The sequence below is a fragment of the Arthrobacter sp. WCS2018Hpa-7 genome (assembly GCF_031843805.1).
In the GTDB taxonomy this organism is placed as follows: domain Bacteria; phylum Actinomycetota; class Actinomycetes; order Actinomycetales; family Micrococcaceae; genus Arthrobacter.
In genome coordinates, this window is record NZ_JAVTJB010000004.1 from 259,248 (window position 1) to 284,022 (window position 24,775).

Sequence of the window (24,775 nt, forward strand, 5' to 3'; positions counted from 1 at the left end):
CTACTCCGGTTTATCCGTCAGCACGCTTCGACAAGCCAGCTGCAGAGCCAACCGCGCTTCCGGATCCTCCAGGTTGATGGCAATGAGTGACTGGATTCGCCTGATGCGGTCGCTCACGGTGTTGCGGTGGACATTGAGGATGGCTGCCGTCTCGGTCAATGAGGATTCGCAGTCCAGGAAGGTGGTGAGAGTCTGCAGGAGCTCGGGGCCGGCTTTGAGAAGCGGGGCAAGGAGTTCCCGTGCTGCTGGGCGGAAGGTGTCCGTTCTAGTCCAAATCAGCAGTAGCTGGGCCATATCCAGCCTGTCCACGTGCACGAAGTATCCGGAGTTTTCCCTGGCACCCGCGATGCGGGCGGCGTCGTTGGCTTCCTCCAGCGAGCTGACGATCCCTTCGGGTTGCGCTTGCAGGCGTCCCACTCCGAATTGCGTGGCTACCGTAGCTGCGAGCTCCCGCTGAGCCCGACGAAGCGCACTGCTGACGCGGCTGACTTCCGCCGGCCCGGGCTTGGAGGGGAAGCTTAGCCAGCCGGACCAGCCGTCTGACTGTTCAACCGTTGAAGCCTCGATCTTCTCGCGCATCAGGGCCCGGTCCAGGTCCGGTTTCCGCGCCACAAGATCCACGGATTCGCGCGTGATGACGCGGAACGCAATGTGGAATCCGTCCAGGGTCCATCCCAGTTCCAGCGCCCGCGCCCTGAAGGACGGGGTGACATCTCCAGCGTTGTCGATGAGCTGACCCAGCAGGGCGATGCGGTGCCGCGCGTCGCGCTCCCTCTCCAGCCGTTGCCGGGACAGGAGCTCGGATACCGCTATGGCCGCGACTTCCAAGGCTGCGCGGATCGCGGACCGCTCTTGATCCAACGTGGGGCCGGGGACAACCCGGAGTCGCGGACTGTTCTCTTGTTCCCGATGGACCGACGCAAGGATTTCCGTCGCTGCGCTTTGTGGGCCATCCGTCTCCGGTACAGACCCAGCGCCTGAAGGATCAGCGGAGATCAGTTTCCCGGACGGATCCACGAGCGTCACTTCATGCCCGATCGCGGCTCCCAGCCGCTGGAGCAGATGGGTGAGGGTGCCGTAGGGCGTTCGGCACTCGGCCGCCACGCGAGAGATCAACTGCCCCTGAAGATGCGCGGCGCCGGACAACAGCTCCTGCGCCGCGATGCCGAATTGCCAAGTGTTATGGACGGCCAGCACCACCATCCCCAAGCGCTCGGCGAGCCTTCTCACGTTGGGCGGCAACGCGCCGTCGTCGTTCTGTAGATTTACCGCAAGGGCCACGACGCCGGCCGCTGAAGACAGCGCCAACAGGGCCTCCACGTCCCACGATACGCGCGACGGCAACGGCTCGAGGGGGAGCAAAATGCAGTTGTGGAGGGTGAGGGGGTCGCCATCAAGGGTCCGTTGTTCGCGGACCTGGCGATTGACCTCGGCGAGGGATCCGGACAAGGCAACCAGCGACGAAACCGTTGCGCTGCGCGGCTCCCCAACACTCTCTGTCACGCCCGCCGGTGAGTGGTTCGTGACAGACCACAGCGGTATCGGGGGAATCATTCTGCTGCTCCGGTTCTCCTCGACGGCTATGCTCCCAATGATGCCACCGCCGCGCCGCCAACAGACGTTGGAGGCGCGGCAGCAAGGCCATGTTCGACGGCGGTCAGGCGCGGTAGCGCTCGATCGACTCGGTGTGCTCTTCCGGCGTTCCGTCCCACCTGTGGGAAGGGACGCCGTACCCGAAGTACCCCGGTCCGGCCAGTTCGAGGCCCTCCGTGGTGTGCCAGCGGGGATCACTGGGCGCGGTCAGGATGCAGACGCGTTGCCCGTATCGCAGGTTTTCGGTGGTGACCGGTTCTGCGGATTCTGCGTCCACCACAATGATCAGGTCCGGGGTAGTGGTCACCACGGTTCCGTCCTTGGTGGCAAGCAAATGTTCGTTCTGGAAGTGCAGTGAAAGAACGGAGCCAGTGTCGGCGCCCATGCCCTCGATCAAGGCCTGGCCCTTGGCGAAGCCCCCCGTTGTCTGGCGCTGCAAGTCGGCAACTTTGCCGAGGTGGATCACCCGGCCCCCGAGAGTTTCCGCCAACACGTCGCAGGGGTTCAGGTTGTTGTGCTGTGCCTCTGCAACGGCATCGCCGATGGTGATGGCGAACGACATGGACCCGCCTACGAAGCTCTCGCGGGCTTGGGCGCCGGTCATGGCATAGGTGCTGTTGAAGGCGTTGCACCCCATTTCGATGGAGGCCTGGCGGGCAAAGCGCTCGGCCCAGAACGAGTCAATGGCTTCGATGACAAGAGTGTTGCCTTTTTCGTCAGCCAGGGCCATGGGAGTGGCATGGATTCCGTACAGCGGTGCCATTCCCATCTGTATTTCCGGGAACGCCCGTCCGATCAGGTCACCGTCAATCAGCGGAATCCCCAACTGCGCGGCCGCCACGATCGGCAGCATCGAGTTGGATCCCCCGATCTCCAGGCAGGCGGTGTGGGTCGCGGTCCGGTTCAACGACGCCGCCAACTTCTGGATGGTCAGGTGCAGGTTCTCCACGGTGTCGAGCTTCTCAACGGACACCGTGGGGGCACCGATCGCCGCAATGGGAACGATGAAGGCATCATCGGGAAGGTCTTCGAGTGAGACGAGCTCAACGGGACCAAACTCGTGGATGGCCTGTTTCGCGAGGAGGGCTCCGATATAGGGATCGCCGCCTCCGCCTGTTCCCAGGATGGCCGCCCCGCGCGCCAGGGAATCGATGTCCTCCACGGTGATCTTCTTGAGCTTGCGGCCCTGCGTCACTTCAAGGGTCATGTCACTTTCCTAACGTGAGGTTGCCGGCTGCTTTGACCCGGACGCGCATGGCGTTTCCCGGCAGGTAAGGAATGGGTATGGCTTCCTGCTCAACAATGGTCACAGTGTCCGGGTTGGCGCCGGCGGCTACGGCGCGGTCAACGGCTTCCTGCCGGGCGGATTCCATGGCGCGCTTTTGATCGCCGTCCGCGATGGAGGACACGCGGTCCACCTCGCCACTGATCTGGGCGATTGCGGCCCCGTACGCGTTGGCGACGTCGAAATTCCCGGGGCGGTGGATGGTGCCCAGACCATCCAGTTTGTCTGCCAGCAGGATGGATCCACCCCCGACGGCGACAACCGGCAAGGCTGCCGACGAGGTCCGGATCCGGTCCGCGATATCGGCGATGGTGCGGTCGATCTGTTCCAGGGCTGACCTGACCACAGTGTCACTGATATGGCTCACCAAAGATGCGTCTCCGACGTCGGCCCTTCCGCTGCGGACGGCGATGTCAGTTGCCGTCAGGACGGAACCGCCAAAGACGAGCGACTCGTCGGTGAGGCGGTAGCCTACCGAGTCCGGGCCCACGGTTCCTTGGTCGGTCCTGACCCGGGAACCTCCTCCCAGTCCTGCCGATAGCACGTCCGGCATACGGAAGTTGGTGCGGAGCCCGGCCAGCCGAACGTGGGTGCTGGACTCGCGGGGGAACCCGTTCACCAGGACGCCGACGTCTGTAGTGGTGCCGCCGATGTCCACAATCAGGCAGTCGGCGAACCCGGACAGTGCCGCTGCTCCGCGCATGGAGTTGGTGGGTCCTGAGGCGAAGGTGGCAACCGGGTAACGACGGGTGTACTCGATGTCCATGAGCGTGCCGTCGTTCTGGCTGACGTAGAGCGGAGCTGTGATGCCCTGCTCCAGCACGGCTTTTGCGAGGCCATCAACAATCCGGTTGGCCATCTCGGCGAGGGAAGCGTTGACGATAGTGGCGTTTTCGCGCTCCAGGAGGCCCACCCGGCCGATTTCGTGCGAGAGGGAGACGGGGAATTCCGGGCCGAGCTCTTCGCGGAGAATGGCCAGGGTGCGCTGCTCGAATTCATCGTTGACGGGCGAGAAGACGCTGGATACCGCCACGGAACGGATGCCGTGAGCTGCGATGTCGGCAGCGTGGCGCCTTATTTCGTCGGGGTCGAAGGGGCTGATGGCACGGCCGTCGAACTCGTGACCGCCGTGGGCCATATACGCTCGGCCACTGACGGCGTTGATGAGGGTATCGGTCCAGTCAGTGAATGGTGGCAGGGAAGCGGTGGCCGGAAGACCCAGCCGGATCGCAGCTGTGGGGCAGAGGTCCCGCGCTTCAATAAGGGCGTTGATGAAGTGCGTGGTTCCGATCATCACGCCTCGGATGTGGTCCGGGCTGAAGCCATTCAGTTCCTTCAGCGCGGTGAGCACCTGCGTGATGCCGCTGGTGACGTCCTTGGTGGTGGGGACTTTAGTAGAGGCGAGCACCTGCGTGCCGTCCAGCAGTACGGCGTCCGTGTTGGTGCCGCCGACGTCAATGCCGATTCTCAGGCTGCTCATGGTGCGGTTACCGCTTCTTCCTGTGTGGTGTTTGGGGTGCTTGGTAGGTTGTCGCCATAGGATCGCAAGAGGTTCAGCTTGCCGGCGACGATGTAGAGGATGAAGGCAGCGGCCAGCGAGGTGAATGCCGGAAGCCCGAAGGTGACGAAGTATCCCAGCGCTGCGGAGATCGCCCAGATGACGAACGTGGCGGGGATCCAATTGGGTGACTCAGCTGGTGGGAGCCCGGAATCGCGGCTTGCTTCCAGGAGCGGCCGCCACTTCTTGACCACGAAGTATTCGGCCATGATGATGCCGGCTACAGGTGGGAACACGACGCCCAGAACCATGAGGATGTCGATGAACTTATCCAGGATGCCTGCGGCTGCCAATACCGTTCCGACGACGCCCAACAGCAACGTCACGTGTCCCCGGTTCAGGCGTTTGTTCATGGCGCTGTTGAAGAAGGACACGACGCCGAGGCCGGCACTGTAGAGATTCCAGTCATTGATCTTGGATGTTCCCAGGACGATGATCAGGATGCCCACCCAGCCCACGGAGGAGAAGATGATTTGGGTGACGTCTGCCGTTTTCACGGCGTGGGCCAGCAGGACGCCGATCATGCCGATGCTGTAGTTGCCGAGCGTCATCCCGACGACGGTCTGCTTGACGACGTCGCCGGCGCTCCTGTTGTAGCGGGTCATGTCGGGCGTAATGACTGCCCCGAGAACAGCGCTTCCAGCAACGATGGTGGTCGCGGTGACGAAATCCAATTGCGGCCCGGGAGGGGCATCGTTCATGAGCTGGCTGATGGAGTGGTTGCTGAGCTCGGCCCAGGCTGCCCAAGCAATCAGGATCATGAACAGCGGCACAGTGATGTTGGCCAACCACTGCATTGATTCAAAGCCGCGGACCACAATCAGTGTGACCACCAGGCCAAAGACCAGTGACCAAGCCCAGGTGGGAATCTCGGGGACAATCTGGTTCAGCCCCGCGCCGGAAATCCCTGACTGGATACCGAACCATCCGATGAGGCTGATGCAGATGGCCAGTCCAAGGACGGAGGCGCCCCCGCGGCCAAAGCCCGTCCAGCGGGCAAGCATGGATGTTGTGAGGCCTTGGCGCATGCCGGCGATGCCGACGAAAATCATGAGGGCTTCGACGATCAATGCGCCCACCGTGAACGCCCAGAAGGCGTCCCAGAAGGTCATTCCAAAGCCAAAGGTTGCCCCGAGGAGAAACTGGCTCAGGTCGGAAGTCTGACCGAAGCGTTGGACCGCGATGCCGAACCAGTGCTTCCGCTTCGTTGCGGGAACCCTGGTGATGGGGTAGTCATCGTGCCCTGTGTCGGAGGTGGACATGACATGCATTCCTTTCGAGTGATTCACTTCACAGTATCTGCGCGTCGTGCCAAGGTCACTGGGCAATGTGCAGTGCTCGATGCGGTCAACTGTGCACATCGCATAAGGTCAGTCCTGTCTTCCGCGGGAGTCGAAGCAATCGCAGCCAGATTCGTGTGATGATCAGGAACGGCATGACGAATTGATGTGAGGGGGACTGACCGTGGTCTACGACCGGGAACGTGAGCGGCGCGAGGATGCTACCGAAGGGCCCTTACCCTCGGCGTGGACTTGCGCTATCTTGTTCCCACCTGCGTCGGGCTGGCTGGGAAGCACGCGCCAAGTCACAACTAAGCGAGGTAACACAATGCGAATCAGAATTCTCTCTGCTGCCCTCTGTGTGGGCGCGCTGACGGCCTTATCTGCGACGCCGGCTTTCGCGGCCGGACAGGTGGAAAAGGGCCCGGATAATTCCAACTCCATCTGCTCATACTCGGGCCTGAATGACCACCCTGATGCGGCATACCCCGAAGGGGGCCGGGTGCAGTCCTACGGTCAGGCCGTGAGGCAGGGGCTCAAGGCCGAATTGGCTGAGCAGGGCGAATCGCCCAGCCTTCTCTGCAACGGACACCGGCTTCCTTGGCAGGAAGTGACCGGCAGCCACTGACGTTCGCCTGATAACCAACAGCTGCCTTCCTGTGGCCGAACCCGTGGGGAGGCGGCTGTTGGCATGTGACGCCCCTCAGGCGGGTGTCGTCGTCGTGCGTTTAGTCTTTGCGGAGGCTGTACGTGCTGATCACGTTGCCCTTGCTGGTGGCGTACTGGTCCTCCAACACGAGCCGGTGCAGTGGGGCGCCGTCCTCAAAGAGCCGCCGCCCGCTGCCAGCCACCACGGGATGCGTCATGAGGGTCAGTTCGTCCAGAATGCCCGCGAAAAACAGCTGGCGGACCAGGGAGATGCTGCCGCAGACGGCAATCTCGCCGCCGTCACGCGACTTCAGCTCGGTGACGAACTTCTCCACATCGCCCTCGATCAGGTGCGAGTTTTCCCATTCAAGAGACTCTGTGAGGGTGCGCGATGCCACGAACTTTTCCACGGGATTGATGAAGGCGGCAAAGTCCTCGTCCCGCGGGGCGTTGGGCCAATATCCGGCCCATTCCTGGTAGCTGACCCGCCCCAGGACGACGGTGTCCACGGAATTGATCATCTTTGTGAGTCCCGTGCCCAGCTCGTCGTCGAAGCTGTCGAACTGGAACTTGAACGGATCCTGAACTACGCCGTCTACGGAGTGGAACAGGCCAGCGGTGACTTTGCGCAATTGTTTCTCCTGGTAGGCGGTGGCTATGACGACGATGTTAGGCGGCGCGGCTGGTGGTTTGGAAGCCTCGGGACGGAAGGGCGGTCACATTGTTGTGGTCCGGGCTGAGGCGCACGGGCACTTCGTGGAGTTCGGCGTAGACCTGCAGTTGTTTCAGCGCATCCTCATCAATGGTCGCTTGGGACAGGTCCATCTCAATTCCGAGACCGCCGCCAAGACCCTTGGTGCGTTGGACCACGGGGTAGAGACCCTGAAGGCTCAGAGCGGTCACGCGACCGGTTGCTGCGATCTGAATTTGTTCGCCGTCCACGTCGACGCGAACAACAACGGAGAGCTTCTCGCTGGCCAATGCACTGCCTTTCATCCTTGCTGCCACGCTGCAGCGCCCCCAGCGTATGTGCGATGTGTGACCTGCGCAACATTACGACGGCGATGACTGACATGGCAGCTGCGGCTGAAGATCGTCGGCGTCAGCCAGGCCGCTGTGTACTCACGCATGGATATGGGCTCCTGAGTCACAAACCGAACTGTCCCGGAAGTTGTCTTTGTGACAGCTGTTTGCAGGGGATGTTTTGGGACAACATACGGGACTGAAATGTTACGTGGAGGCTGATTCGGCATTCCACCAGTGCTCAAAAGTGCCTTGATGAATGGCCTAAAGCCGTTTGCAAGATGCCCCGGAGTGGATGCCGTTAAGTCCGTTTTGCGGCACGGCGCGGTGTCGGGGTGGCGTCGCGGCCTAAATCAGCCGAGTGGGACCGTCCCAACGAGAGTGTTCCAGTACTAAGGTTGTGGGACACCTTTGTAGAACCGTGACGCTCGCCAGGGAGTCGGCTCGGACAGAGCGCTTGGCGAACGAATGACCCGGTTTTGGGGTGGGGTGTCCCATGCGTATCGGGCATGACTGCGTCTACGGTTCCTGTGTCTGGCCTGTGTCGAGGTCGTACGTGGCGTGGTAGCCGTCGTGGCGCTGGACCCGGACCGTCGAAGTGAGCTGGTCTACGCGGAGCATTCCGTCGCGGTGGGTGAGGTCCTTGATGGCTGCACTCTCGCCGTGGCTGATCGGGCCGGCGGTGTCATCAGTTGATCGCGGTGAAATCTCGGGCTGGCGGTGTCATCAGTTGATCGCGGTGAAATCTCGGGCTGGCGTCGTGGCGTATCCCATCTGTCTGTCCCGTCTGCGCTGAATCAGGTGCCGCTACTTGGTCCGGGCGAATCCGGGACACACGAGCTGAGCTGTATCTGAACCAGCAGGGTCAGGTCTTCGAAGGAAGACCTGACCCTGCCAGCAGTGGTTTCCTTACGCGGTGACTAGCGGAGTCACGCCGTTTAGGAAGGCTTCTTTGATTGCTGCAGCGTCCAGGCCTTCAATGCCGAGTACGTCCGCTGTCCGGCCTTCGGCTTCGAAGTCAGTTCCGCAAATGAGTCCGCTGATCTTGATGAAGGAGTCAGTCAGTGGGAGGGGGAGCCCGATTTGTTTTGCCAGCGAGCTCCAGATCACCAAACCGAAGGGGATGTCCTCAGTAAAGTACCGGTGGGTCAGAGAATCGGGTTCCGGGAATGCTTGACGTCCGTAGCCTTGAACAATTCGTTCCACATGGGTTCCCTCGGTGACGCCGTAGGCGCTTTCGAGGAATTCCCAGAAGCTCGGCGTCTTTACTCCGAGCGCCTCCGCCAGAGCGAGCCGTTCTTGATCGAGCGCGTTGATGACCTCCGCGACGCGGGGGGTTACCAATGTGTGGTGGGGCCGGGCGTCTGCATCTTCGACGGTTTTGATGTTCAGCACTGCCGGGGGGACGTGGTAAATCGCGTTGCAGTTTCCAAGGCCCACTGACAGGGTATCGCTGCCGGCGATGTAGCGGTCGCCGAAGTAGTGGCTTAGACGGTCGAGTGCGTCTTGGGAGGACGCGTGAGGGATGGTTGCCAGGTGAACAGCTTGCTTGATTGCGCCGATGAAGACCTGCGCCGGGCCACGGAGGCGGCAGGTATATAGGCTTGTCGGGGTTTCGGCTATGAGGCATGGCGTTCGCTGTGCCAGGGCGAAGTGCCTGGCGAGTTCGACGGAGCTGCCCAGGACGCTGGGCTGGAACACCACCAGTTGTTCTGGTTCCAGCAACGCGGCGAGACGCTCTGACAGGTAGGCATGGGCGAACGCTGGCGCAGCGACGATGACGACGTCAGCGCCAACGATGGCATCGTCGAGGTCGGTTGTCAGCGTCGGTTTGTTTGCGTGACCTTCAACATCGCCTGAGAGATCGATTCCGTTGTTGGCAATGATTGCCTCGAAATCCTTCTCCCAGCGTGAGAAGAGCCGGACGTCATGTCCTTGGAGAACCATATGGCCGGTGATTGCTTGGCCGACGTTTCCTGCTCCAACAATTGCGATACTTCCCATTTGGGTATGTTTCCTTCGTTTATGAGGAACGCGAAACGAGCTATTCCGCGCAGGTACAAGGGGCCGCTGCCTTAGCGGACAGGGACGCCGGGTCCGAGAGGGATTCCGAGGGCGTACCAGAGGACAAAGAACGCGGTCCAGACCACGAGGACTCCAACGGCCAGCGGAATGGTGAAGGAGAGCATGGTTCCAATGCCTGCGCCCTTCCGGAATTGCTGGACGAAGCCGAGGGCCAGCACGAAGTATCCGTTCAGCGGTGTGACGCAGTTTGTGACGGAGTCGCCGATCATAAAGGCCACCATCGAGGCTTCGGGCTTGAGCCCGACGTACATCACCATTGGGATGATCACTGGGGCCAGGATTGACCACATTGCCGAGCCGCTGGTGATGAGCATGTTCAGGACACTGATGGCCAGCACGATCACCAGCAGGATGACAAGGTGCGGTGCTTCGAGGGACTTAAGCGCCTGGGCGCCATTGACGCTGATCACCGAACCGATGTTTGTCCATGCGAAATAGGCCAGGAATTGAGCCACGACAAAGAAGAGCACGAGCACGGGTGCAAGATTGCGGATTCCCTCGGCCATGGCCACGGGGACCTCGCTGAGTTTAGGGATTGAGCCTGTGATCCGCCCGTAGACGATGCCAAGGACGGCGAAGATGATGCAAAGGAAAATGGCGATGTTCTTTACGACGACGGAAGTCACGAGGTCGCCGCCTTCACCAAGGAACGGTGAGCCCGGAAACAGCATCACCGAGATGAGGGCCACGCACAACAGGAAGGTCAGCGCGGAAACAGTGAGCGCCTTCGTTTCGATTGGGGCAAGCTTTACTGCACTGTTGGCGTTGGCAGAGGTGTTGAAGAGTTTGTCGGCCTTTTCGAAGTCAGCTTCGAGGGTGGATGAACCGAACTCTGGGCGGCGCGCTAGGAGCTTGTCCACGATGAAAGCGATGGCAACGGCCAGAACTACCGAAGAGGCAGCCGTGAAGAAGTATGTTGCCACCGGGGTGATGACGTAGTCCTTGTCGACAAGGCGGGCTGCCGCGGTCGACAACGAGGACCGAATGGCATCAGCTGGTGTCACCAGGGGGCTCGCATTGAAGCCAACGGCAGTTGCAGCGTAAGCGACCATGAGGCCCAGGACAGGGCTACGGCCTACCGCGCGGAAGGCCAGTGCGCCGAGGGGGATCATGACGAGGTAGGCGGAGTCGCTCATGACGTGGGCGATCATCGAGCTAAAAGCAATGGAGAAGGTCAGCACTGAGGCTGGCAACCGCCCAATGGTGACCCGGAGTAGAGCTGTCAGAAGCCCGCTGCGTTCCAGGACGGCAACGCCGAGCAGAACGACGACAACAGTCGCCAGTGGCGGGAACGTGGCGTAGTTGGTCAGCGCGGACTCAACAGCGAACTTGGCCCCCTCCATGGAGAAGAGGTTCTTGACGGCGACTGTCTCGTTCTTGCCTGGCAGGGTGACAGTGACGTTCAGGCCAGCGAGTATCGCGCTCACCGCACCGAGAATCACTATCAAAATGACAAAGAGCCAAAACGGGTGGGGGAGCTTGTTGCCGGCACGCTCTATGGCGCTGAGAGCCCGATAGAGACGGTTTGTAGGGACATCGATTGTCGTATCGACAGGAGCTTGTGTCATCGCTCAAAGCCTTGTCTGGTTCAGGTGGATCACATGGAAATGGGGAGTTGAGTTGGACTACCTGAGTGGATGGGTCCGCTCGAGCTCGACACCTTCAGCGTCGTCGCTTAAGGCCTGAACTACAAGGCACATCGACTCAAGAATGCAAGTGTTATTCGTGTTATATATAACAGGGATGTTAGGCTGGTCACACGCTGCTGTCAATAGCAGTCGCGAAAACAGAAGTGCAAGAGGCAAGGCGTGCGCTGCGGCGCTGGGGAAGGCCAGGACTGATGGATAAGCCGGTTTCGATGGCGGATCGGGCATACGAAATGCTCAAGAGGGACATTCTGCGGTGCCGCTTCAGACCTGGCAGCGCCATCTTGGATACATATCTGGCCGCAGAGTACGGAATGAGTAGAACCCCAATTCGCGAGGCTACGAATCTGCTCCGTCGCGAGGGCTTGGTTGTGGTGATTCCAAAGCGGGGCACTCTCGTGAAGCCGATTGACTTCGGGGAACTCCAAGACACCTACCGCATGCGCCAACTTCTTGAACCGGAGGCGGCGGTTCTGGCATCCCGGCGTGCCAATGCTGAAGAGCTTGACGCGCTGGCGGAGCTCGGTGAGGCCAGCGTCAGCCCCGACGCGGATGCGGCGACTTTGAACGAAAGGAACCGGCTCCTCCATGTCCGGATCGCGGAGTTGTCACGCATACCACTGCTCGCACAAACCATAAATTCTCTTCATGAGGAAATCGAGCGATTTCTTAACTTCCGGGGTGCACAGGGGCGTCCCTACACGGCCACCAATCATGGACGAATCGTCGACATCATCCGCACCGGGACGGAAGACGAAATCCGGCACGTAGTCTCCTCAGGCATCGAGCGCGCCCGCACCCACATGCTTGAAGGGCTGATGGCCAACGATAACGGACGCGCGGAGCAGGCGTCCTGACCGGTGCCCAGCTGTGGCAGGTCCAGGGTGAACTGACGGGAAAGCTGCCGGGCTGGCATGTTTTCTCCTACGGTGTGGAACCGTCGGACCCTGAAGAACTCGCCGAAGCATGGGACGAGCAAGGCCCCGAATCCGAAGAACTCCCACCCTTGCTCGACGCCGAGGCCGAGAAGCGGGCGCTGCACGAATACACGGTCGTAGCCGACGCAACCGCAGGGCGCGACACTGGGCCCCAGTCAGTGGTCCTGCCCGCGGATGCCCCGGTGGTCAGTATTGGTGTGGGTAACCTGGTTGCCGTTCAAGTTGAAAACCCCGGCGATGTCGTCCACTCCGTCGAATGGGAAGGCGCCGACAACCTAAGCACCCGAACGGAACTCGCAGTGCTCCTACGCCGATGGAACCGGCTCGCAGGTGCCGTGCCGCTGCACCTCTCGGATACGGACAACGCCACCCTCGTCCTGGCTGTCCCGGATCTGCCAAGAATCCAAGGGGAGCTGGAACAAGCCTGCGATGATGTCACCATCGTCTCCGCAGAGCCAAACTGCAGCACCATTGTCGAACTCTGGTGGGACTAGACCTCTGTGACATGGTCCTGTGGCCGTAGATCTGTCCCTACATCAGGCTGATGCTTTCGTGTCCCACTACCAAGCAAGTGGGACGTCAGGTTGTGTTTGGGACAGGCGTCGGTGCCGTATCAAAGCCGGGGCGTGGTGGGCTCAGTTCCGACAGCCCGCCACGCCCCGGCCATCAAATTGGGGTGCTCCCTCTTGAGCACGTCCTTGATCTTTTCGTCGGCCTGCTATGCCCAGGACTGATCCCGGTTGATGCATGCGCCTTCTATCTGAATTGAGGTAACCCGGTTCTTCATGCCCATGGAAGCCAAGTTGACGCGTTCTCCACCGTAGGTAGCCCATGCCTCACCAGTGCAGTTGGGTCCGTCATAGATGTTAGCTCCGCTTGGGGTGTTGTTGATGAGTGACGCCGCGTTGTTGTTGACTTGGACTCCCCAGCCGTTCGCGCCAGCTGGGCCATCGGTGAAGAGCTCGTTGCCCAGGCCGGCATCACTGTATGCGAAGTCAGCCCGTGCCCCTTCAAAGTTGCTGTTGAAGTACAGGCACACACGGTTTACCGGGCAGGCTTTGCCCGTACCCGAGGCATTAGCCGCAGGCGCTCCCGCTAGCAGTGACGTTGCAGCGAGTCCCAGCAGAGCGCCGGCGCTTGCGATCTTTGAGGCGAGTTTCATGGTTCTTACTCCTTTATCGGGGATGTAGGTGGCCGTCCGGTTTCGCCGAAGCGTGTTTGCGTATCCTCGCGCACGGCTGAGGTGCGCGCGATGGGGTGAACTACCCACAGCCCGACGCATCGCCATCATGGGCACTCCTGCCCATTTTGTCCCCTGGGTTGCACTGATAGTTTGCCCATATTCATTCAGGCCTATATGGGGAGAGACCATGAAGCATCAGAAGACCATTGCCCGTGTTGTTGCAGCGATCGCACTTGCCGCCGGAGGCCTCGCGGTTGCGGCGCCCGCACAGGCTGCGGGTTACACCTACCTGTACCCGACGGACTTCAGTACACAGTCCTCATGCAACACGAAGCGCCTCACGATGAACTCTTCCTGGACCCGTGCGAGTCAGTGCTTCATCATGACCGACACCGGGAAAGTCGTGTGGAAGTTCTCCGTCACTGTGCGTGGATAGTCCCGCTGCCAATAGGTGAGGTCAGCGAAACGCCAAGTGCCGCCGTCGTGCTTCTTGTGAAAGTACGACGGCGGCACTTGCCGTATGCGGGTCGGTGACCGCTAAGCGGTCTGGCCGGCGTGCTGGCCCTCGGAGATCTCCTCGACCACCTTGGCGTTGAAGGCGGGGAGGTCGTCCGGGGTGCGGCTGGTGACCAAGCCTTGGTCGCACACCACTTCCTCGTCGGTCCAGTTGGCGCCCGCATTCCTCAGGTCCGTCTGGAGGGTGTGGTAGGAGGTGACGTTGCGGCCCTTGATAACGCCGGCATCGATGAGGATCCACGGTCCGTGGCAGATTGAGGCCACCGGCTTGTGCTGTTCAAAGAAGCCCCGCGTGAAGTTCTGCGCGTCTTTGTCTACACGGAGATGGTCTGCGTTCACGACGCCGCCGGGAAGGACAAGGGCGTCGAAGTCGGAGGCGTTGGCATCGGCCACGGCGAGGTCGACGTCGAAGGTGTCACCCTTCTCAACACCATTGAAGCCTTGGAGCTTTTCCTTGGACAGAGCCACGAGGGTTGGCTCGCCACCCGCGTCCTTGACCGCCTGCCATGGGCTGGTGAGTTCCACCTGCTCCACGCCGTCCGTCAACAGGAATGCGACCTTCTTGCCTGCGATGTTGTGTTCTGACATTGTTCCTCCTCCATTGCGCGGCGGAGTGCTTTTGAGCGTGGTCCGCCGCTGTGAGAGTTTCTTGTCTGACCTGTTCAAGCCTAGGGAAAGAGCTTTTAGTAAGCAAGCTGACTATCGGAGAAAGCGGTAACTGCAGTTGCTTAAGTATCGAATATCGATAGAATCAGGTTGTTGTTCGATAAGGGAGTTCTCAATGGGAAAGCTGACGATCCTCGCCTTGCGGGTTGTGATTGCCTTGGTGCTGGCGGGTTCATTGTTCGTGCAGGTGCGGATGGTGCCAATGCTTTCAACCGACCTGATGGAGGCAGGCGCCCCGGATGGGCCGCGGATTGCGCTGCTGGCCATCATGGTCTTGGGAATTCTGTGTGTCCAGGTGGTTGCGGTCTGCGTGTGGCGTTTGCTGACCATGGTCCGCCGCGGGACGGTGTTCTCCCACCGGGCTTTCCGATTTGTGGACGTCATCTTCGGAGCCATCGCTTTTGCGGCGGTACTGATGTTTGCCATCGCAGTGATCCTGGCGCCCGGCGAGACAGCCCCTGGCATCGTGTTGTTGATTTGTGGTGCTGCGTTGATGATCGGGGGAGTGGCGCTGGTTGTGCTGGTGATGCGAACCCTCCTCGCCCAGGCCGTGGCGCGGGACGTCGAAGCCGCTGGACTGAGGGCCGAGCTGGACGAGGTTATCTGATGCCGATCATCGTGGACATCGACGTCATGCTGGCCAAGCGCAAAATGCCCGTCGGAGTCCTCGCCGAGAAAGTAGGCATCACCCCGGCGAACCTGGCTGTACTCAAGAACGGGCGTGCGAAAGCCGTGAGGTTTACTACGCTCGAAGCCCTGTGCGAGGTGTTGGAGTGCCAACCAGGGGATCTGCTGCGATGGCAATCCGAGGATCGCTCCTAGACGGAATCGCGGATCACGATCGACGTTGGCATCCTGGTGACGCGTTCCGCCGGCTTGCCCTCGATCAGGTGAACGAGGGTCTCGGCCATTTTCTTGCCGAGTTCAACGATCGGGTGATGCACGGTGGTGAGGGCGGGCGTGACGGAGGTAGCGAAGGAATCGTCGTCAAAACCGACGACGGCGATGTCCTCCGGAATCCGCAGGCCCCGCCCTTGGATGGCGGTGTAGGCGCCGGCGGCCATCTGGTCGTTCGCTGCGAAAACGGCGTCAATGGGCACGCCGCGATCCAGCAAACGGTGCATTGCTTTGGCGCCGGAAGCCAAGGTGAAGTCGCCCTCCTCCACCAAACTTTCCCCAAGACCCGCCTCCCGCATGGCAGTCCTCCACCCAGCCAAGCGGTCGAGGCCCGGTGGCATGTCTTGAGGCCCCGCAACGGTGGCTACGTTTGTCCGGCCGCTCCCGGTCAATAACTTGGTGACTTCGTAGGCCGCCTGCTCATTGGCGACATCCACGTAGTAGCTCTCTTTGCCGCCCACCAACGGGCGTCCGGCGAACACCATCGGAAGGGACCCGGAAAGGTGCGTCCAGGAGTTGTCACCACTGTGGTGTGACACCACCAGGACACCGTCAACGTTGCCTCCGAGCAGGAAGCTGCGGGTTTTCTCCGGCTTGGATTCCGAGGAGATCACCATATTCAGCGTGTACTCGGTATCGGTGAGATACAGGGCAATGCCCTGCACTACCGAGGCGAAAAAGGGATCGGCGAAGACCTTGGACGTCGACTCCGGAACGATCAGCGTGACCGCATTTGCCCGGCGTTTGGCGAGCGAACGGGCTGCGCGGTTGGGCGTGTAGTCCAGTGCGAGGATGGCTTTCCGCACGGACTGCGCCATTTCAGGGTCAACGCTCGGGCTGTCGTTGACTACGCGGGACACGGTGGCCCGCGACACCCCGGCCAAGGCAGCCACCATCTCTAGGGTGGGTACCGGCCGGGGGCCGCTGGTGTCCTGCGTCATCGTTATCTCCGGAACGTAAAGAAAAGTATGCCTCTGAAGGCTACTTTAGGCGTTCACAGTGACGTCGGCTGATGCCTTGGCCGAGGCGATGACCCGCGAATATGCCAGTCCGCTGTCCTTCACGGTCCGCTCATAGGTGTCGTAATCCACGCGAACCACCCCGAAGCGCTTGCCGTAACCCCAAGACCATTCAAAGTTGTCCAGGAGTGACCACACAAAGTAGCCGCGCACATCGGCGCCTTGGTCGAGTGCCTCGCCGACGGCGGTGATGTGGTCGAGGACAAACTGGGTCCGCTCGGCGTCGTGGACTGCGCCGTCGGGACTGACGACGTCGTCGTAGGCAGCGCCGTTTTCCGTGATGTACACCGGCGGCAGCGTGGGGTATTCCTCGCCAAGGCGCACCAGGAGTTTCCGCAGTCCATCGGGGTTGACCTCCCAGTTCATCGCTGTTCGCGGCAGGCCTCGGCTCGGGAACGCGATGTCCTCCGAACCGATCCAGCAAGACGACGTCGGGCGGGTTGCGCCGCCCGAGTGGCCGTCGCCGTGTTCCGCGGTGGGGTGACCGCTTATGAGGTCGTCGTGATAGTGGTTGACGCCCAGGAAATCGATGGGTGCACCGATGATGTCCAGGTCGCCGGGCTTGATGACGTCCCGGATGCCGAACTGTTCAAGGTCGTTGAGCGTGTCCTCGGGGTAAGTGCCGCGGAGGATCGGATCCAGGAAGATCCTGTTCTGCAGCGAATCGAATCGGCGCGCGGCATCGAGGTCCACGGGATCGGAAGGATCCCGCGGGATGGAGTTGCTGAGGTTGAGCGTGATCCCCAACTGCTGGGCGCCGCGGCTCCGCAGCTCGTTGACCACCAGGCCGTGGGCGAGGTGCTGGTGGTGGATCGCCGCGACGGCTGCTTCCGGCTCCTGACGGCCGGGAGCGTGCACGCCCGCCGCATAGCCAAGGAGCGAGGAGCAGAACGGTTCGTTGAACGTGGTCCAGTGCTGAACACGGTCACCGAGGGCCGAATAGACGTCGTTCGCGTAGTCGACGAAGCGGTAGGCGGTGTCGCGGTTTGCCCAGCCGCCCTTCTCCTCCAGCGCCTGCGGCAGGTCCCAATGGTAAAGGGTCAACCACGGGAGGATGCCGGCGTCGAGCAGTTCATCGACCAAACGGGAGTAGAAGTCCAGGCCTTCGGCGTTCGCTGTAGGGCCGCCCGGCCGGACGCGTGACCAGCTGGTGGAGAAGCGGTAGGAATCCAGGCCCAGCTCCTTCATGATCCTGACGTCCTGGGGCATGCGATGGTAGTGCTGCACCGCGTCCTTCAGCGTCTCACCGTTGGCGATGGCACCCGGAACGCGGGCGAACGCGTCCCACACGGAGTCTTCCTTGCCGCCCTCGTGGCTGGCGCCTTCCACCTGGGCTGCGGCGGTAGCCGAGCCCCACAGGAAGCCCTCGGGCCACACCCTGTTAAAGGGGGTGATCGCTGGGTGGGTTGTTGCTTCGAATGGCATTAGCCCTTCACTGCTCCTTGCATGATTCCGGAAATAAGTTGACGGCCCGCCAGGACGAAAAGTGCCAGCAGCGGAAGTGTTGCCATGACGGCGCCGGCCAGGACGATCGAGTAGTCCACGTACCGGGCCGACTGCAGTTGGCTGAGCGCCGTCTGCAAAGTGGGGTTGCCGGCGTCGAGCACCAGCAGGGGCCACAGGAAATCAGTCCATGCCGTCATGAACGTGAAGAGGCCCAGGATTGCCATGGCCGGGCGCGCGGCCGGCAGTGCCACATGCCAGAACGTGGAGATCATGGACGCGCCATCCATGCGTGCGGACTCGATGAGCTCGTCCGGGATCACGTCCACCAAATACTGCCGCATGAAGAAGACACCGAACGCTGTTACCAGCGTAGGGATCACGACGGCGCCGATCTCACCCGTCCAGCCGAGCGTTCGCATCAGCATGAACAGCGGGATGATGCCGAGCTGCGTGGGGATGGCCATGGTGGCAATCACCGCGACCATCAGCCAGTTGCGGCCGCGGAAGCGCAGCTTGGCGAACGCGTATCCGGCCAGGGTGGAGAAGCCCACCACCGAAATGGTGATGATGCCGGAGATCAGGACGCTGTTGCCGAGTGCCAGCCAGAACGGGACGGTGTCGAAAACCTCCCCGACGTTGGTCCAGAAGTTGCCGCCCGGGAACAGCGGCGGCCAGGTTTCGCCGAGGGCTTCGTTGGAGCGGCTGCCGATGATCACGGACCACCACAGCGGGTAGGCGGAGGCCAGGAAGAAGGCGAGCAGCAACCCATAAGTGAGGAAACCGGGTCGCCGGCCGTTGCCGAAAAGTGCTTTTCGAGTGGCCAGGGATCGGGAGGCTCGCTGAGGGGCCGGTGCTGGTGGCCGGTTTTGCGTGAGGGTCATTTCCCGCTCCTCGGGGTTGAGTCTGGTGCCGCGCCTGGTGCCGCTGCCGCCTGGGCGGTGAGGCCGGCGTCGTCCGCTTTTGTATTCGCAGCGGAAGAACGCTGACGACGGCGGCGGCTGGCTGCGCCGCGATCGTCGCCGTTGGTGGCGATGCGGCGGGAGATCAGCCAGTTCACGATGCCGAAGAGCAGGATGATCAGGAACAGGAGCCAGGCGATGGTGGAGGCCTTGCCGAAGTTCTGCCGCTGGAAGGCCATCTCCCACAGGTACAGCACGGTGGTCTGGAACTGTCGTGCCGTTCCGCCGGCAGCTACGGGATCGAAGAGGCGGGGCTCGGTGAAGATCTGCAGCCCGCCGATGGTCGCAGTGACAATGACGAACACCATGGTGGGCCGGATGCTCGGCAGTGTGATGCTGAAGAAGCGGCGGACGGAACCGGCACCGTCGATTGCTGCGGACTCGTAGATATCGCGCGGTACCGACTGCATGGCGGCCAGGAGTATCAGCGCGTTGTAGCCGGTCCAGCGCCAGTTCACCATGGTGGCGATCGCGATGTGGCTGGGAAGAGTGTCGTTCTTCCACATCACCGGGTCGATGCCGAAGCTGGACAGGATGTTGTTGATGAGCCCGTACTGCTCCCCGAACATGTTGGTGAAGATCATGGCGACAGCCACGGGAGTGACAACGTAGGGGAGCAGGATGCTCATGCGCCAGAACGTCTTGGCGCGGAGGTTCTGGTCCAGGACCGCGGCGATGATGGTGGCCATGATCAGCTGGGGGATGGTGGAGATCAAGAAGATGCTGACGGTGTTGAACAGGGAGTTCCAGAAGAACCTGTCCTGAAGAACCTCGGCGAAGTTCTGGAATCCCACGAACTCGCCCTGGCCTTTGAGTAGGTGCCAGTCGAAGAGGGAGACGAAGAAGGTGTAGCCCAGGGGAAAGAGGCCCACCAAAGCGAACAGGATGAAGAACGGGGCGATATAGAAGTACGGGGACGCCTTCATGTCGAAGACGCTAAGGCGTTGGCGGAACGTCGGTTTCGGTTTGGTGGGGGCCGTTCTGCCGGCCGCCGGGCGGTTCAAGGTGGTGGTCATGGTCGGGTCTCAGACTCTGTGAGGGGGCCTCCGGTTTCCCGGAGGCCCCACGGCCGGGTGCTGCTAGTTGTTGACCACGAGGTCGTTGAGGAGCTTGACGGCTTCATTCCAGGCCTCATCTGCGGTGCCCTTGCCCGAGTCGAGCATCTTGAGGGCCGGGCCGAACACGTTCTCCTGGATCACGGAGTCATCCGGACCCTTGAACTGGGCGATGACACCCTCAGCGCGGGACTCAAAGATGGCGCCGTAGGGAGCGTTGTTGAACAGTTCGTTCGGCTTTGCTGCTTCCACGATCTTTGCCTGTGCTTCAAGGGTGCTCGGGAAATTGTTCGCTGCAGCGGACTGCTTGATCTGCTGCTCAGGTGCGGTCAGCCATGCTGCCAGCTTGGCTGCTTCAGCGGGGTGCTTGGAGCTCTTGGGGACTGAGAGGAACGCGCCGCCCCAGTTGGAGGCGCCGCCGGGGAAGACATCGGCTACGTCCCAACCACTGGCTGCCCCGCCGCCTGCTGACTCGAGCTGGCCCTTGATGGTGCCGAGCATCCATGCCGGGCAAACGTGCGTGGCGAAGGAGCCGTCCACGAATGCCTTGCCGTTACCCCAGTCGAATTGGGTCTGGTTGGAGGACAGGCCATCGGCAGTGCCGGCCGCGAGCATGTCGAACTTTGCCCGCATGTCCTTGTTGCCCTCGACGTTGAGCTTGCCGTCCTTGGCGTAGTAACCCTCGTCCATCTGGTTGACCATGGAGTTCCAGACGAAGCCGGACTGGTCATACCAGGCCTTGCCCGTGGCCTCTTTGTACTGGCGGCCCAGCTTGAAGTACGTGTCCCAGCTTGCGTCCTTGCCGCCGAACAATTCCGCGACCTTCTCACGGGCGCTCGGCAGGCCTGCTGCTTCAAAGAGCTTGCCGTTGTAGCACAAGGCCTGCGGTCCGATGTCCGTTCCGTAACCGATCACGCGGCCATTGGGGTCGGTACCCTGCTTGAACTTCCAGTCCACCCAGTTGCCCTTGATGTCCTCGGCGCCGTGCTCCTTGAGGTCCACGAACTGGTCCGAAACCTCCATGATGGAGCCGAGCCAGCCTTCCTCGATTGCCGTGACGTCGCTGAGTCCGGAGCCGGCGGCCAGCTTGGTGAACGCATCGGTCCTGGCGTTGGAACCACGGTCGATGTTGGTGGCCTCGATGGTGACGCCGGGGTTCTGCTTCTCGTATTCGGCATACAGGTCGTCGTATCCGAAGGTACCGAACGTTGTCACGGTCAGTGTGACGGGGTTGTCGCCGCTCGCCGCTTTGTCGCCTCCGCCGCTGCAGCCTGCCGCCACGAGGGCAAGAGAGGCTACGCCCGCCAGGGCAGTAAATTTCCTTAGTCGCGAAAACTCCACGATCACTCCTTTGTGTGTTCGAGCGACCGTACGCCTGTGGCGAGAGAGCGCTCTCTGGGATGTGGGACCAATGTATGTGCTGCAAGTCACGTACGTCAAGAGAGCGCTCTCTCACAGTGGTTCTGTGTCTTCGTAAGTCGGCCCGCCGAGGGGTTGGCTCTCAAGTTGCCGAGGGGTTAGCTCTCGGGGGTATGGAGGGCCTTTACTGTCGAGAGCTCGCCCCTCGATGGGCGCTCTCCACCAACTATCCCGAAGGGTCGCATTGGTGCCGGCAAAGGTGATGGTGTTGCCAGAAACGATTTCTGACAGGCGCGTCCAGCGCGCCCGGCGATAGCAGCAAATCGCGTATAATAAGAAGCGATTCTGGAGGCCTGATGCAACTGCAAAACCCCTTGAGGGCGATATGTCCGACGCTTGAGGCGGATGTCCTTATGGCACTGGCGGACGGGCGTCCAAGTACACCCGGGCATTTGGTTCGGGACCGTGGCATCCATGCCTCGGTGTCTGGCACTCGGCGATGCTTGGAGCGACTTCAAGACAGCGGCATTGTCATGGGCGTACAGGTCGGCAACCGAACCGAGTACACCCTGAATTCGTCTCACATGCTCGCCGGCGTCATCGCTGAAGCCTCCCAGGGCAGGGAACGCTTCACGCGTTTCGTATCCCGCGCAATATTGAGATGGCCTGAACGCCCCCTGCAGGTAACTCTTTTTGGTTCTGCCGCACGCGGGGACATGCGCAACGACTCTGATATCGACTTGCTGTTCATCGTTCATGACGGCACCGGCGATGAACTCTATGAGCAGATCGGGGATCTGGCCCTAGACGTCTACCGTCTCACCGGCAATGACGTTCGCCCGATGATCTACGAAGCGTCCGAAGTTCGGAAGGCGCCCATATTCGACTCGATTATGAGAGAAGGCGTTCACCTTCAAGGTGATCGCCATTGGTTGTCGCGCCACCTCCGTGCTTCGAGGTCGCGGGTCTGACTCGGGCAAGGCCGGCCACATGCGGTCCCAGTCAGTTGCCACCGGTGTTAGCGTTCGAGGGTGCATTCTGTTGACTATGGGGCGGGGACCCCAATCCTGATCATTCACGGATTCTGCGTTGATCATCGCCTTTTGTTGGGGCTCGACCCCGTATTCGATGCTCACGGTCAGTGGCGGCGGGTCTACGTGGACTTGCCGGGCATGGGCCAATCCGCGGCAGGACCCGAGATCGATAGCGCGGATGCCGTGGCCAAAGCAGTTGTCTCCTTTGCCCGAAAGACCTTCGGTGCAGAAAGGTTCGCGATCCTCGGAAACTCCTTCGGTGGCATGATCGCCCGTCACCTGGTGGCCGAATTCGGGGAACAGGTACTGGGCCTGGCGCTCCTTTGCCCAGTGGTCGTTGCGGATCACGGTTCCCGGACCCTTCCTGCCAAGACAGTGCTCCAAACAGACCCGACCTTGTTGGCGGCCTTGGAACCCGCGGATGCGGCCGACTATGAGGCCATGGCCGTGGTCCAATCCCCCGAGAATTGGTTTCGTTTCCGAGATGCGGCCCTGCCTGGGTTAAGAGTCTTCGATCAAGCAGCGGTCCAGCGGATTTCGAGCAGCTACGCACTCCGTGCCGAGCCGGAAGATCGCTTGGCCAACTTTCGGGGACCCACGCTGATTCTCGCTGGGCGCCAGGACCATGTAGTGGGGTTTGAGGATCAGACCGAGCTCGCGCGCAGCTACGCACAATCCACCACCGCCGTTCTTGATCGAGCCGGTCACAACGCGCACCTGGATCAACCGGAGCTAACGGCTGCCCTCGTCGGGGACTGGCTTGGCCAGGTGGAAAGGTCCATGGGACGCGAGGCCGCGGACTGACGCGTTTTGCCTGAACCACGACGGCGGTCCTCGCCTTAGTCTGAGGCGAGGACCGCCGTCGTGGTTTATCAGCCCTTGGTGTCCCGTACGCTGAACTTGAGGCCGGCCACGATCACAAGCCCCCTAGCCAGCAACCAGTTATCCGGAACGCGTGACATTCCTGCCGGTGCCACCCCCCCTACTTCCCCTTCTTCCCGCCCCGCTTAGCCGCAGCGTTCATCGCCGACTTCACCGCAGGCGGCAGCCCCGCCGTCTCGGTTTCCGGCTCAGCGACGGTCCCGCGCCAGCGAGCCAGCCCCTTCATGCCGTGGTAGATCACCAAGGCAGCAGCGGAGCCCAGAGCGATGCCGGTGAACTTCAGTTCGCCAATCGTCCACGTGTAGTCAGCGATGCCGATAATCAGAGCCACGGCAGCTGTGGTCAGGTTGATCGGGTTGGAGAAGTTGACCTTGTTCTGCACCCAGATTTTCACGCCGAGCACGCCGATCATGCCGTACAGCATGGTCGCGGCGCCGCCCAGGACACCGGCCGGGACGGTGGCGATGAGTTCGCCGAATTTCGGGGAGAAGCTCAGCAAGATGGCGAAGATACCGGCCACCCAGTAGGCCGCCGTCGAGTAGACCTTGGTGGCTGCCATAACGCCGATGTTTTCCGCATACGTCGTGGTACCGGAACCGCCACCGAACCCGGCAAGTACGGTCGCGGCGCCGTCGGCCATCAGCGCGCGGCCGGAGACGCCGTCGAGGTTCTGGCCGGTCATCGCGGCCACAGACTTCACGTGCCCCACGTTCTCAGCCACGAGCACCAGCACTACCGGCACGAACAGCCCCACCACACCGATGTGGAACTCGGGGGTCTGGAACAGGGGGAGGCCAATCCACGCGGCGGCGTCCATCTTTTCGTAGGAAACCTCGCCGCGCATCATCGCAACGAGGTACCCCACGACAACGCCCACCAGGATGCTCAGTCGCCCCAGAATTCCCCGGAATAGAACGGAAACCAGGATGATCGTGACAAGCGTGATGAGGGCGGTAACCGGCGCGAGGTCGAAGTTCGCCTTTGCGGCCGGCGCCAGGTTGAGACCAATCAGCGCCACAATGGCACCGGTGACGATCGGCGGCATCAGCCGGTTGATCCATTCGGCGCCAAACTTCTGGACCACCGCACCAATAAGCGCCAGTACGACGCCGGCCAGCACCACGCCGCCCAAGGCGCCACTGACGCCGTACTGCTGCTGGGACGCCATGATCGGGGCGATGAACGCGAAGCTCGAACCAAGGTAGCTGGGCACGCGGCCCTTGGTGATCACCAGAAACAGCAGGGTGCCGATGCCGGAGAAGAGCAGGGTGGTGGCCGGCGGCATGCCCGTGATGATGGGCACCAGGAACGTCGCTCCGAACATGGCCACCACGTGCTGCATGCCGATGCCGATGGTCAGGGGCCAAGCCAGCCGCTCGTCGGGCGCCACCACGTGGCCGGGGCGAATGGACTTGCCGTTGCCGTGGAGCTTCCATTTGATGCCGAGCATGCTCATGGCGGGCCTTCCTCAGAAGAGTGTTGGGATTCGGTGCAACATTACCGCCATTGCGGGGCCCGCTCTACGCGCCTCGCGCGCCGAATGAAGCGCAAAGCGGGCCTCACAACGCAAGGAAACGACACGCGGAGTCACGCTGTGTGCCCAACGTCACGGGCCGTCACGGGAAGAGGACAACGGAAGTTGAAGTTGCAACCATGGAAAGCAGAAGTGCCCGGCCGGTTCAGGGCCAGGGCCCAGCGAAAGG

Annotated in this window: 25 protein-coding genes; 9 read left to right on the plus strand and 16 right to left on the minus strand. The window is 61.6% G+C overall.

From position 1 onward, the window contains the following. The 4 genes from RQH14_RS06930 to RQH14_RS06945 form a co-directional block, all read right to left on the minus strand. On the minus strand, positions 1-1,503 hold the full coding sequence (locus RQH14_RS06930) for a helix-turn-helix domain-containing protein (protein ID WP_311212578.1): 1,503 nt from the start codon (positions 1,501-1,503) through the stop codon (positions 1-3). Positions 1,504-1,657: 154 nt separating this feature from the next. After that, entirely contained in the window at positions 1,658-2,800 is a 1,143-nt protein-coding gene (locus tag RQH14_RS06935; RefSeq protein WP_311212579.1) for a DUF917 domain-containing protein, read from the minus strand. Between the two features lies 1 nt (position 2,801). Continuing rightward, positions 2,802-4,349, minus strand: a complete 1,548-nt coding sequence (locus RQH14_RS06940) for a hydantoinase/oxoprolinase family protein (protein ID WP_311212651.1) — start codon at positions 4,347-4,349, stop codon at positions 2,802-2,804. Between the two features lie 5 nt (positions 4,350-4,354). Then, positions 4,355-5,698: a cytosine permease gene (locus RQH14_RS06945; RefSeq protein ID WP_311212580.1), complete on the minus strand. Its 1,344-nt coding sequence runs from the start codon at positions 5,696-5,698 to the stop codon at positions 4,355-4,357. Positions 5,699-6,044: 346 nt separating this feature from the next. Here RQH14_RS06945 and RQH14_RS06950 point away from each other — a divergent pair, with 346 nt between their 5' ends. Further along, positions 6,045-6,344 (plus strand): hypothetical protein, encoded by a 300-nt coding sequence (locus RQH14_RS06950; RefSeq protein WP_311212581.1) that lies wholly within the window; start codon positions 6,045-6,047, stop codon positions 6,342-6,344. A 100-nt stretch (positions 6,345-6,444) separates the two neighbouring features. Here RQH14_RS06950 and RQH14_RS06955 read toward each other — a convergent pair whose 3' ends face one another. Together RQH14_RS06955 and RQH14_RS06960 are read right to left on the minus strand one after the other, a co-directional pair. Further along, a complete protein-coding gene (locus RQH14_RS06955) occupies positions 6,445-6,996 on the minus strand; it encodes a dihydrofolate reductase family protein (RefSeq protein ID WP_311212582.1) in 552 nt (183 codons plus the stop codon). Positions 6,997-7,033: 37 nt separating this feature from the next. Then, a complete protein-coding gene (locus tag RQH14_RS06960) occupies positions 7,034-7,360 on the minus strand; it encodes a hypothetical protein (protein ID WP_311212583.1) in 327 nt (108 codons plus the stop codon). Positions 7,361-7,948: 588 nt separating this feature from the next. On the opposite strand from RQH14_RS06960, the gene RQH14_RS06965 reads away from it, so the two are divergent. After that, positions 7,949-8,083 carry a hypothetical protein gene (locus RQH14_RS06965; RefSeq protein WP_311212584.1) on the plus strand — a complete coding sequence of 45 codons (135 nt, stop codon included), beginning with the start codon at positions 7,949-7,951 and terminating at the stop codon, positions 8,081-8,083. A 213-nt stretch (positions 8,084-8,296) separates the two neighbouring features. Here the strand turns inward: RQH14_RS06965 and RQH14_RS06970 are convergent, their stop codons facing one another. Both RQH14_RS06970 and RQH14_RS06975 read right to left on the minus strand, forming a co-directional pair. Further along, on the minus strand, positions 8,297-9,391 hold the full coding sequence (locus tag RQH14_RS06970) for an NAD/NADP octopine/nopaline dehydrogenase family protein (protein WP_311212585.1): 1,095 nt from the start codon (positions 9,389-9,391) through the stop codon (positions 8,297-8,299). A 71-nt stretch (positions 9,392-9,462) separates the two neighbouring features. Continuing rightward, positions 9,463-11,040 carry an AbgT family transporter gene (locus tag RQH14_RS06975; protein WP_311212586.1) on the minus strand — a complete coding sequence of 526 codons (1,578 nt, stop codon included), beginning with the start codon at positions 11,038-11,040 and terminating at the stop codon, positions 9,463-9,465. A gap of 272 nt (positions 11,041-11,312) precedes the next feature. Here RQH14_RS06975 and RQH14_RS06980 point away from each other — a divergent pair, with 272 nt between their 5' ends. After that, positions 11,313-11,975, plus strand: a complete 663-nt coding sequence (locus RQH14_RS06980; protein WP_311212587.1) for a GntR family transcriptional regulator — start codon at positions 11,313-11,315, stop codon at positions 11,973-11,975. Positions 11,976-12,049: 74 nt separating this feature from the next. Continuing rightward, positions 12,050-12,550, plus strand: a complete 501-nt coding sequence (locus RQH14_RS06985; protein WP_311212588.1) for a hypothetical protein — start codon at positions 12,050-12,052, stop codon at positions 12,548-12,550. A 224-nt stretch (positions 12,551-12,774) separates the two neighbouring features. Here the strand turns inward: RQH14_RS06985 and RQH14_RS06990 are convergent, their stop codons facing one another. Next, a complete protein-coding gene (locus tag RQH14_RS06990) occupies positions 12,775-13,218 on the minus strand; it encodes a peptidase inhibitor family I36 protein (protein ID WP_311212589.1) in 444 nt (147 codons plus the stop codon). A 208-nt stretch (positions 13,219-13,426) separates the two neighbouring features. On the opposite strand from RQH14_RS06990, the gene RQH14_RS06995 reads away from it, so the two are divergent. Beyond that, a complete protein-coding gene (locus RQH14_RS06995) occupies positions 13,427-13,675 on the plus strand; it encodes a hypothetical protein (RefSeq protein WP_311212590.1) in 249 nt (82 codons plus the stop codon). 101 nt (positions 13,676-13,776) lie between these two features. Here the strand turns inward: RQH14_RS06995 and RQH14_RS07000 are convergent, their stop codons facing one another. Next, positions 13,777-14,343 (minus strand): type 1 glutamine amidotransferase domain-containing protein, encoded by a 567-nt coding sequence (locus RQH14_RS07000; RefSeq protein ID WP_311212591.1) that lies wholly within the window; start codon positions 14,341-14,343, stop codon positions 13,777-13,779. Positions 14,344-14,536: 193 nt separating this feature from the next. On the opposite strand from RQH14_RS07000, the gene RQH14_RS07005 reads away from it, so the two are divergent. Next, positions 14,537-15,028 (plus strand): DUF2975 domain-containing protein, encoded by a 492-nt coding sequence (locus RQH14_RS07005; protein ID WP_311212592.1) that lies wholly within the window; start codon positions 14,537-14,539, stop codon positions 15,026-15,028. Continuing rightward, a complete protein-coding gene (locus tag RQH14_RS07010; RefSeq protein ID WP_311212593.1) occupies positions 15,028-15,243 on the plus strand; it encodes a helix-turn-helix transcriptional regulator in 216 nt (71 codons plus the stop codon). The genes RQH14_RS07005 and RQH14_RS07010 overlap by 1 nt, the downstream gene beginning before the upstream one ends. On the opposite strand, the gene RQH14_RS07015 is transcribed toward RQH14_RS07010, so the two are convergent. From RQH14_RS07015 to RQH14_RS07035, 5 genes are all read right to left on the minus strand, one after another. Continuing rightward, the gene (locus RQH14_RS07015; protein ID WP_311212594.1) at positions 15,240-16,259 is read right to left on the minus strand and encodes a LacI family DNA-binding transcriptional regulator; all 1,020 of its coding nucleotides are present in this window, start codon (positions 16,257-16,259) and stop codon (positions 15,240-15,242) included. The two genes, RQH14_RS07010 and RQH14_RS07015, sit on opposite strands and share 4 nt — an antisense overlap. A gap of 45 nt (positions 16,260-16,304) precedes the next feature. Then, positions 16,305-17,762, minus strand: coding sequence for a GH1 family beta-glucosidase (locus tag RQH14_RS07020; protein ID WP_311212595.1), 1,458 nt, complete (start codon positions 17,760-17,762; stop codon positions 16,305-16,307). Further along, a complete protein-coding gene (locus RQH14_RS07025; RefSeq protein ID WP_311212596.1) occupies positions 17,762-18,664 on the minus strand; it encodes a carbohydrate ABC transporter permease in 903 nt (300 codons plus the stop codon). The genes RQH14_RS07020 and RQH14_RS07025 overlap by 1 nt, the downstream gene beginning before the upstream one ends. After that, entirely contained in the window at positions 18,661-19,758 is a 1,098-nt protein-coding gene (locus RQH14_RS07030) for a sugar ABC transporter permease (RefSeq protein ID WP_311212597.1), read from the minus strand. The genes RQH14_RS07025 and RQH14_RS07030 overlap by 4 nt, the downstream gene beginning before the upstream one ends. 63 nt (positions 19,759-19,821) lie before the next feature. Continuing rightward, positions 19,822-21,138 (minus strand): extracellular solute-binding protein, encoded by a 1,317-nt coding sequence (locus RQH14_RS07035; RefSeq protein WP_311212598.1) that lies wholly within the window; start codon positions 21,136-21,138, stop codon positions 19,822-19,824. A gap of 551 nt (positions 21,139-21,689) precedes the next feature. Here RQH14_RS07035 and RQH14_RS07040 point away from each other — a divergent pair. Continuing rightward, positions 21,690-22,127 (plus strand): nucleotidyltransferase domain-containing protein, encoded by a 438-nt coding sequence (locus RQH14_RS07040; RefSeq protein WP_311212599.1) that lies wholly within the window; start codon positions 21,690-21,692, stop codon positions 22,125-22,127. Between the two features lie 60 nt (positions 22,128-22,187). Then, a complete protein-coding gene (locus tag RQH14_RS07045; protein ID WP_311212600.1) occupies positions 22,188-22,994 on the plus strand; it encodes an alpha/beta fold hydrolase in 807 nt (268 codons plus the stop codon). 178 nt (positions 22,995-23,172) lie between these two features. Here the strand turns inward: RQH14_RS07045 and RQH14_RS07050 are convergent, their stop codons facing one another. Beyond that, entirely contained in the window at positions 23,173-24,528 is a 1,356-nt protein-coding gene (locus RQH14_RS07050) for a solute carrier family 23 protein (RefSeq protein WP_311212601.1), read from the minus strand. Positions 24,529-24,775 lie beyond the last annotated feature (247 nt).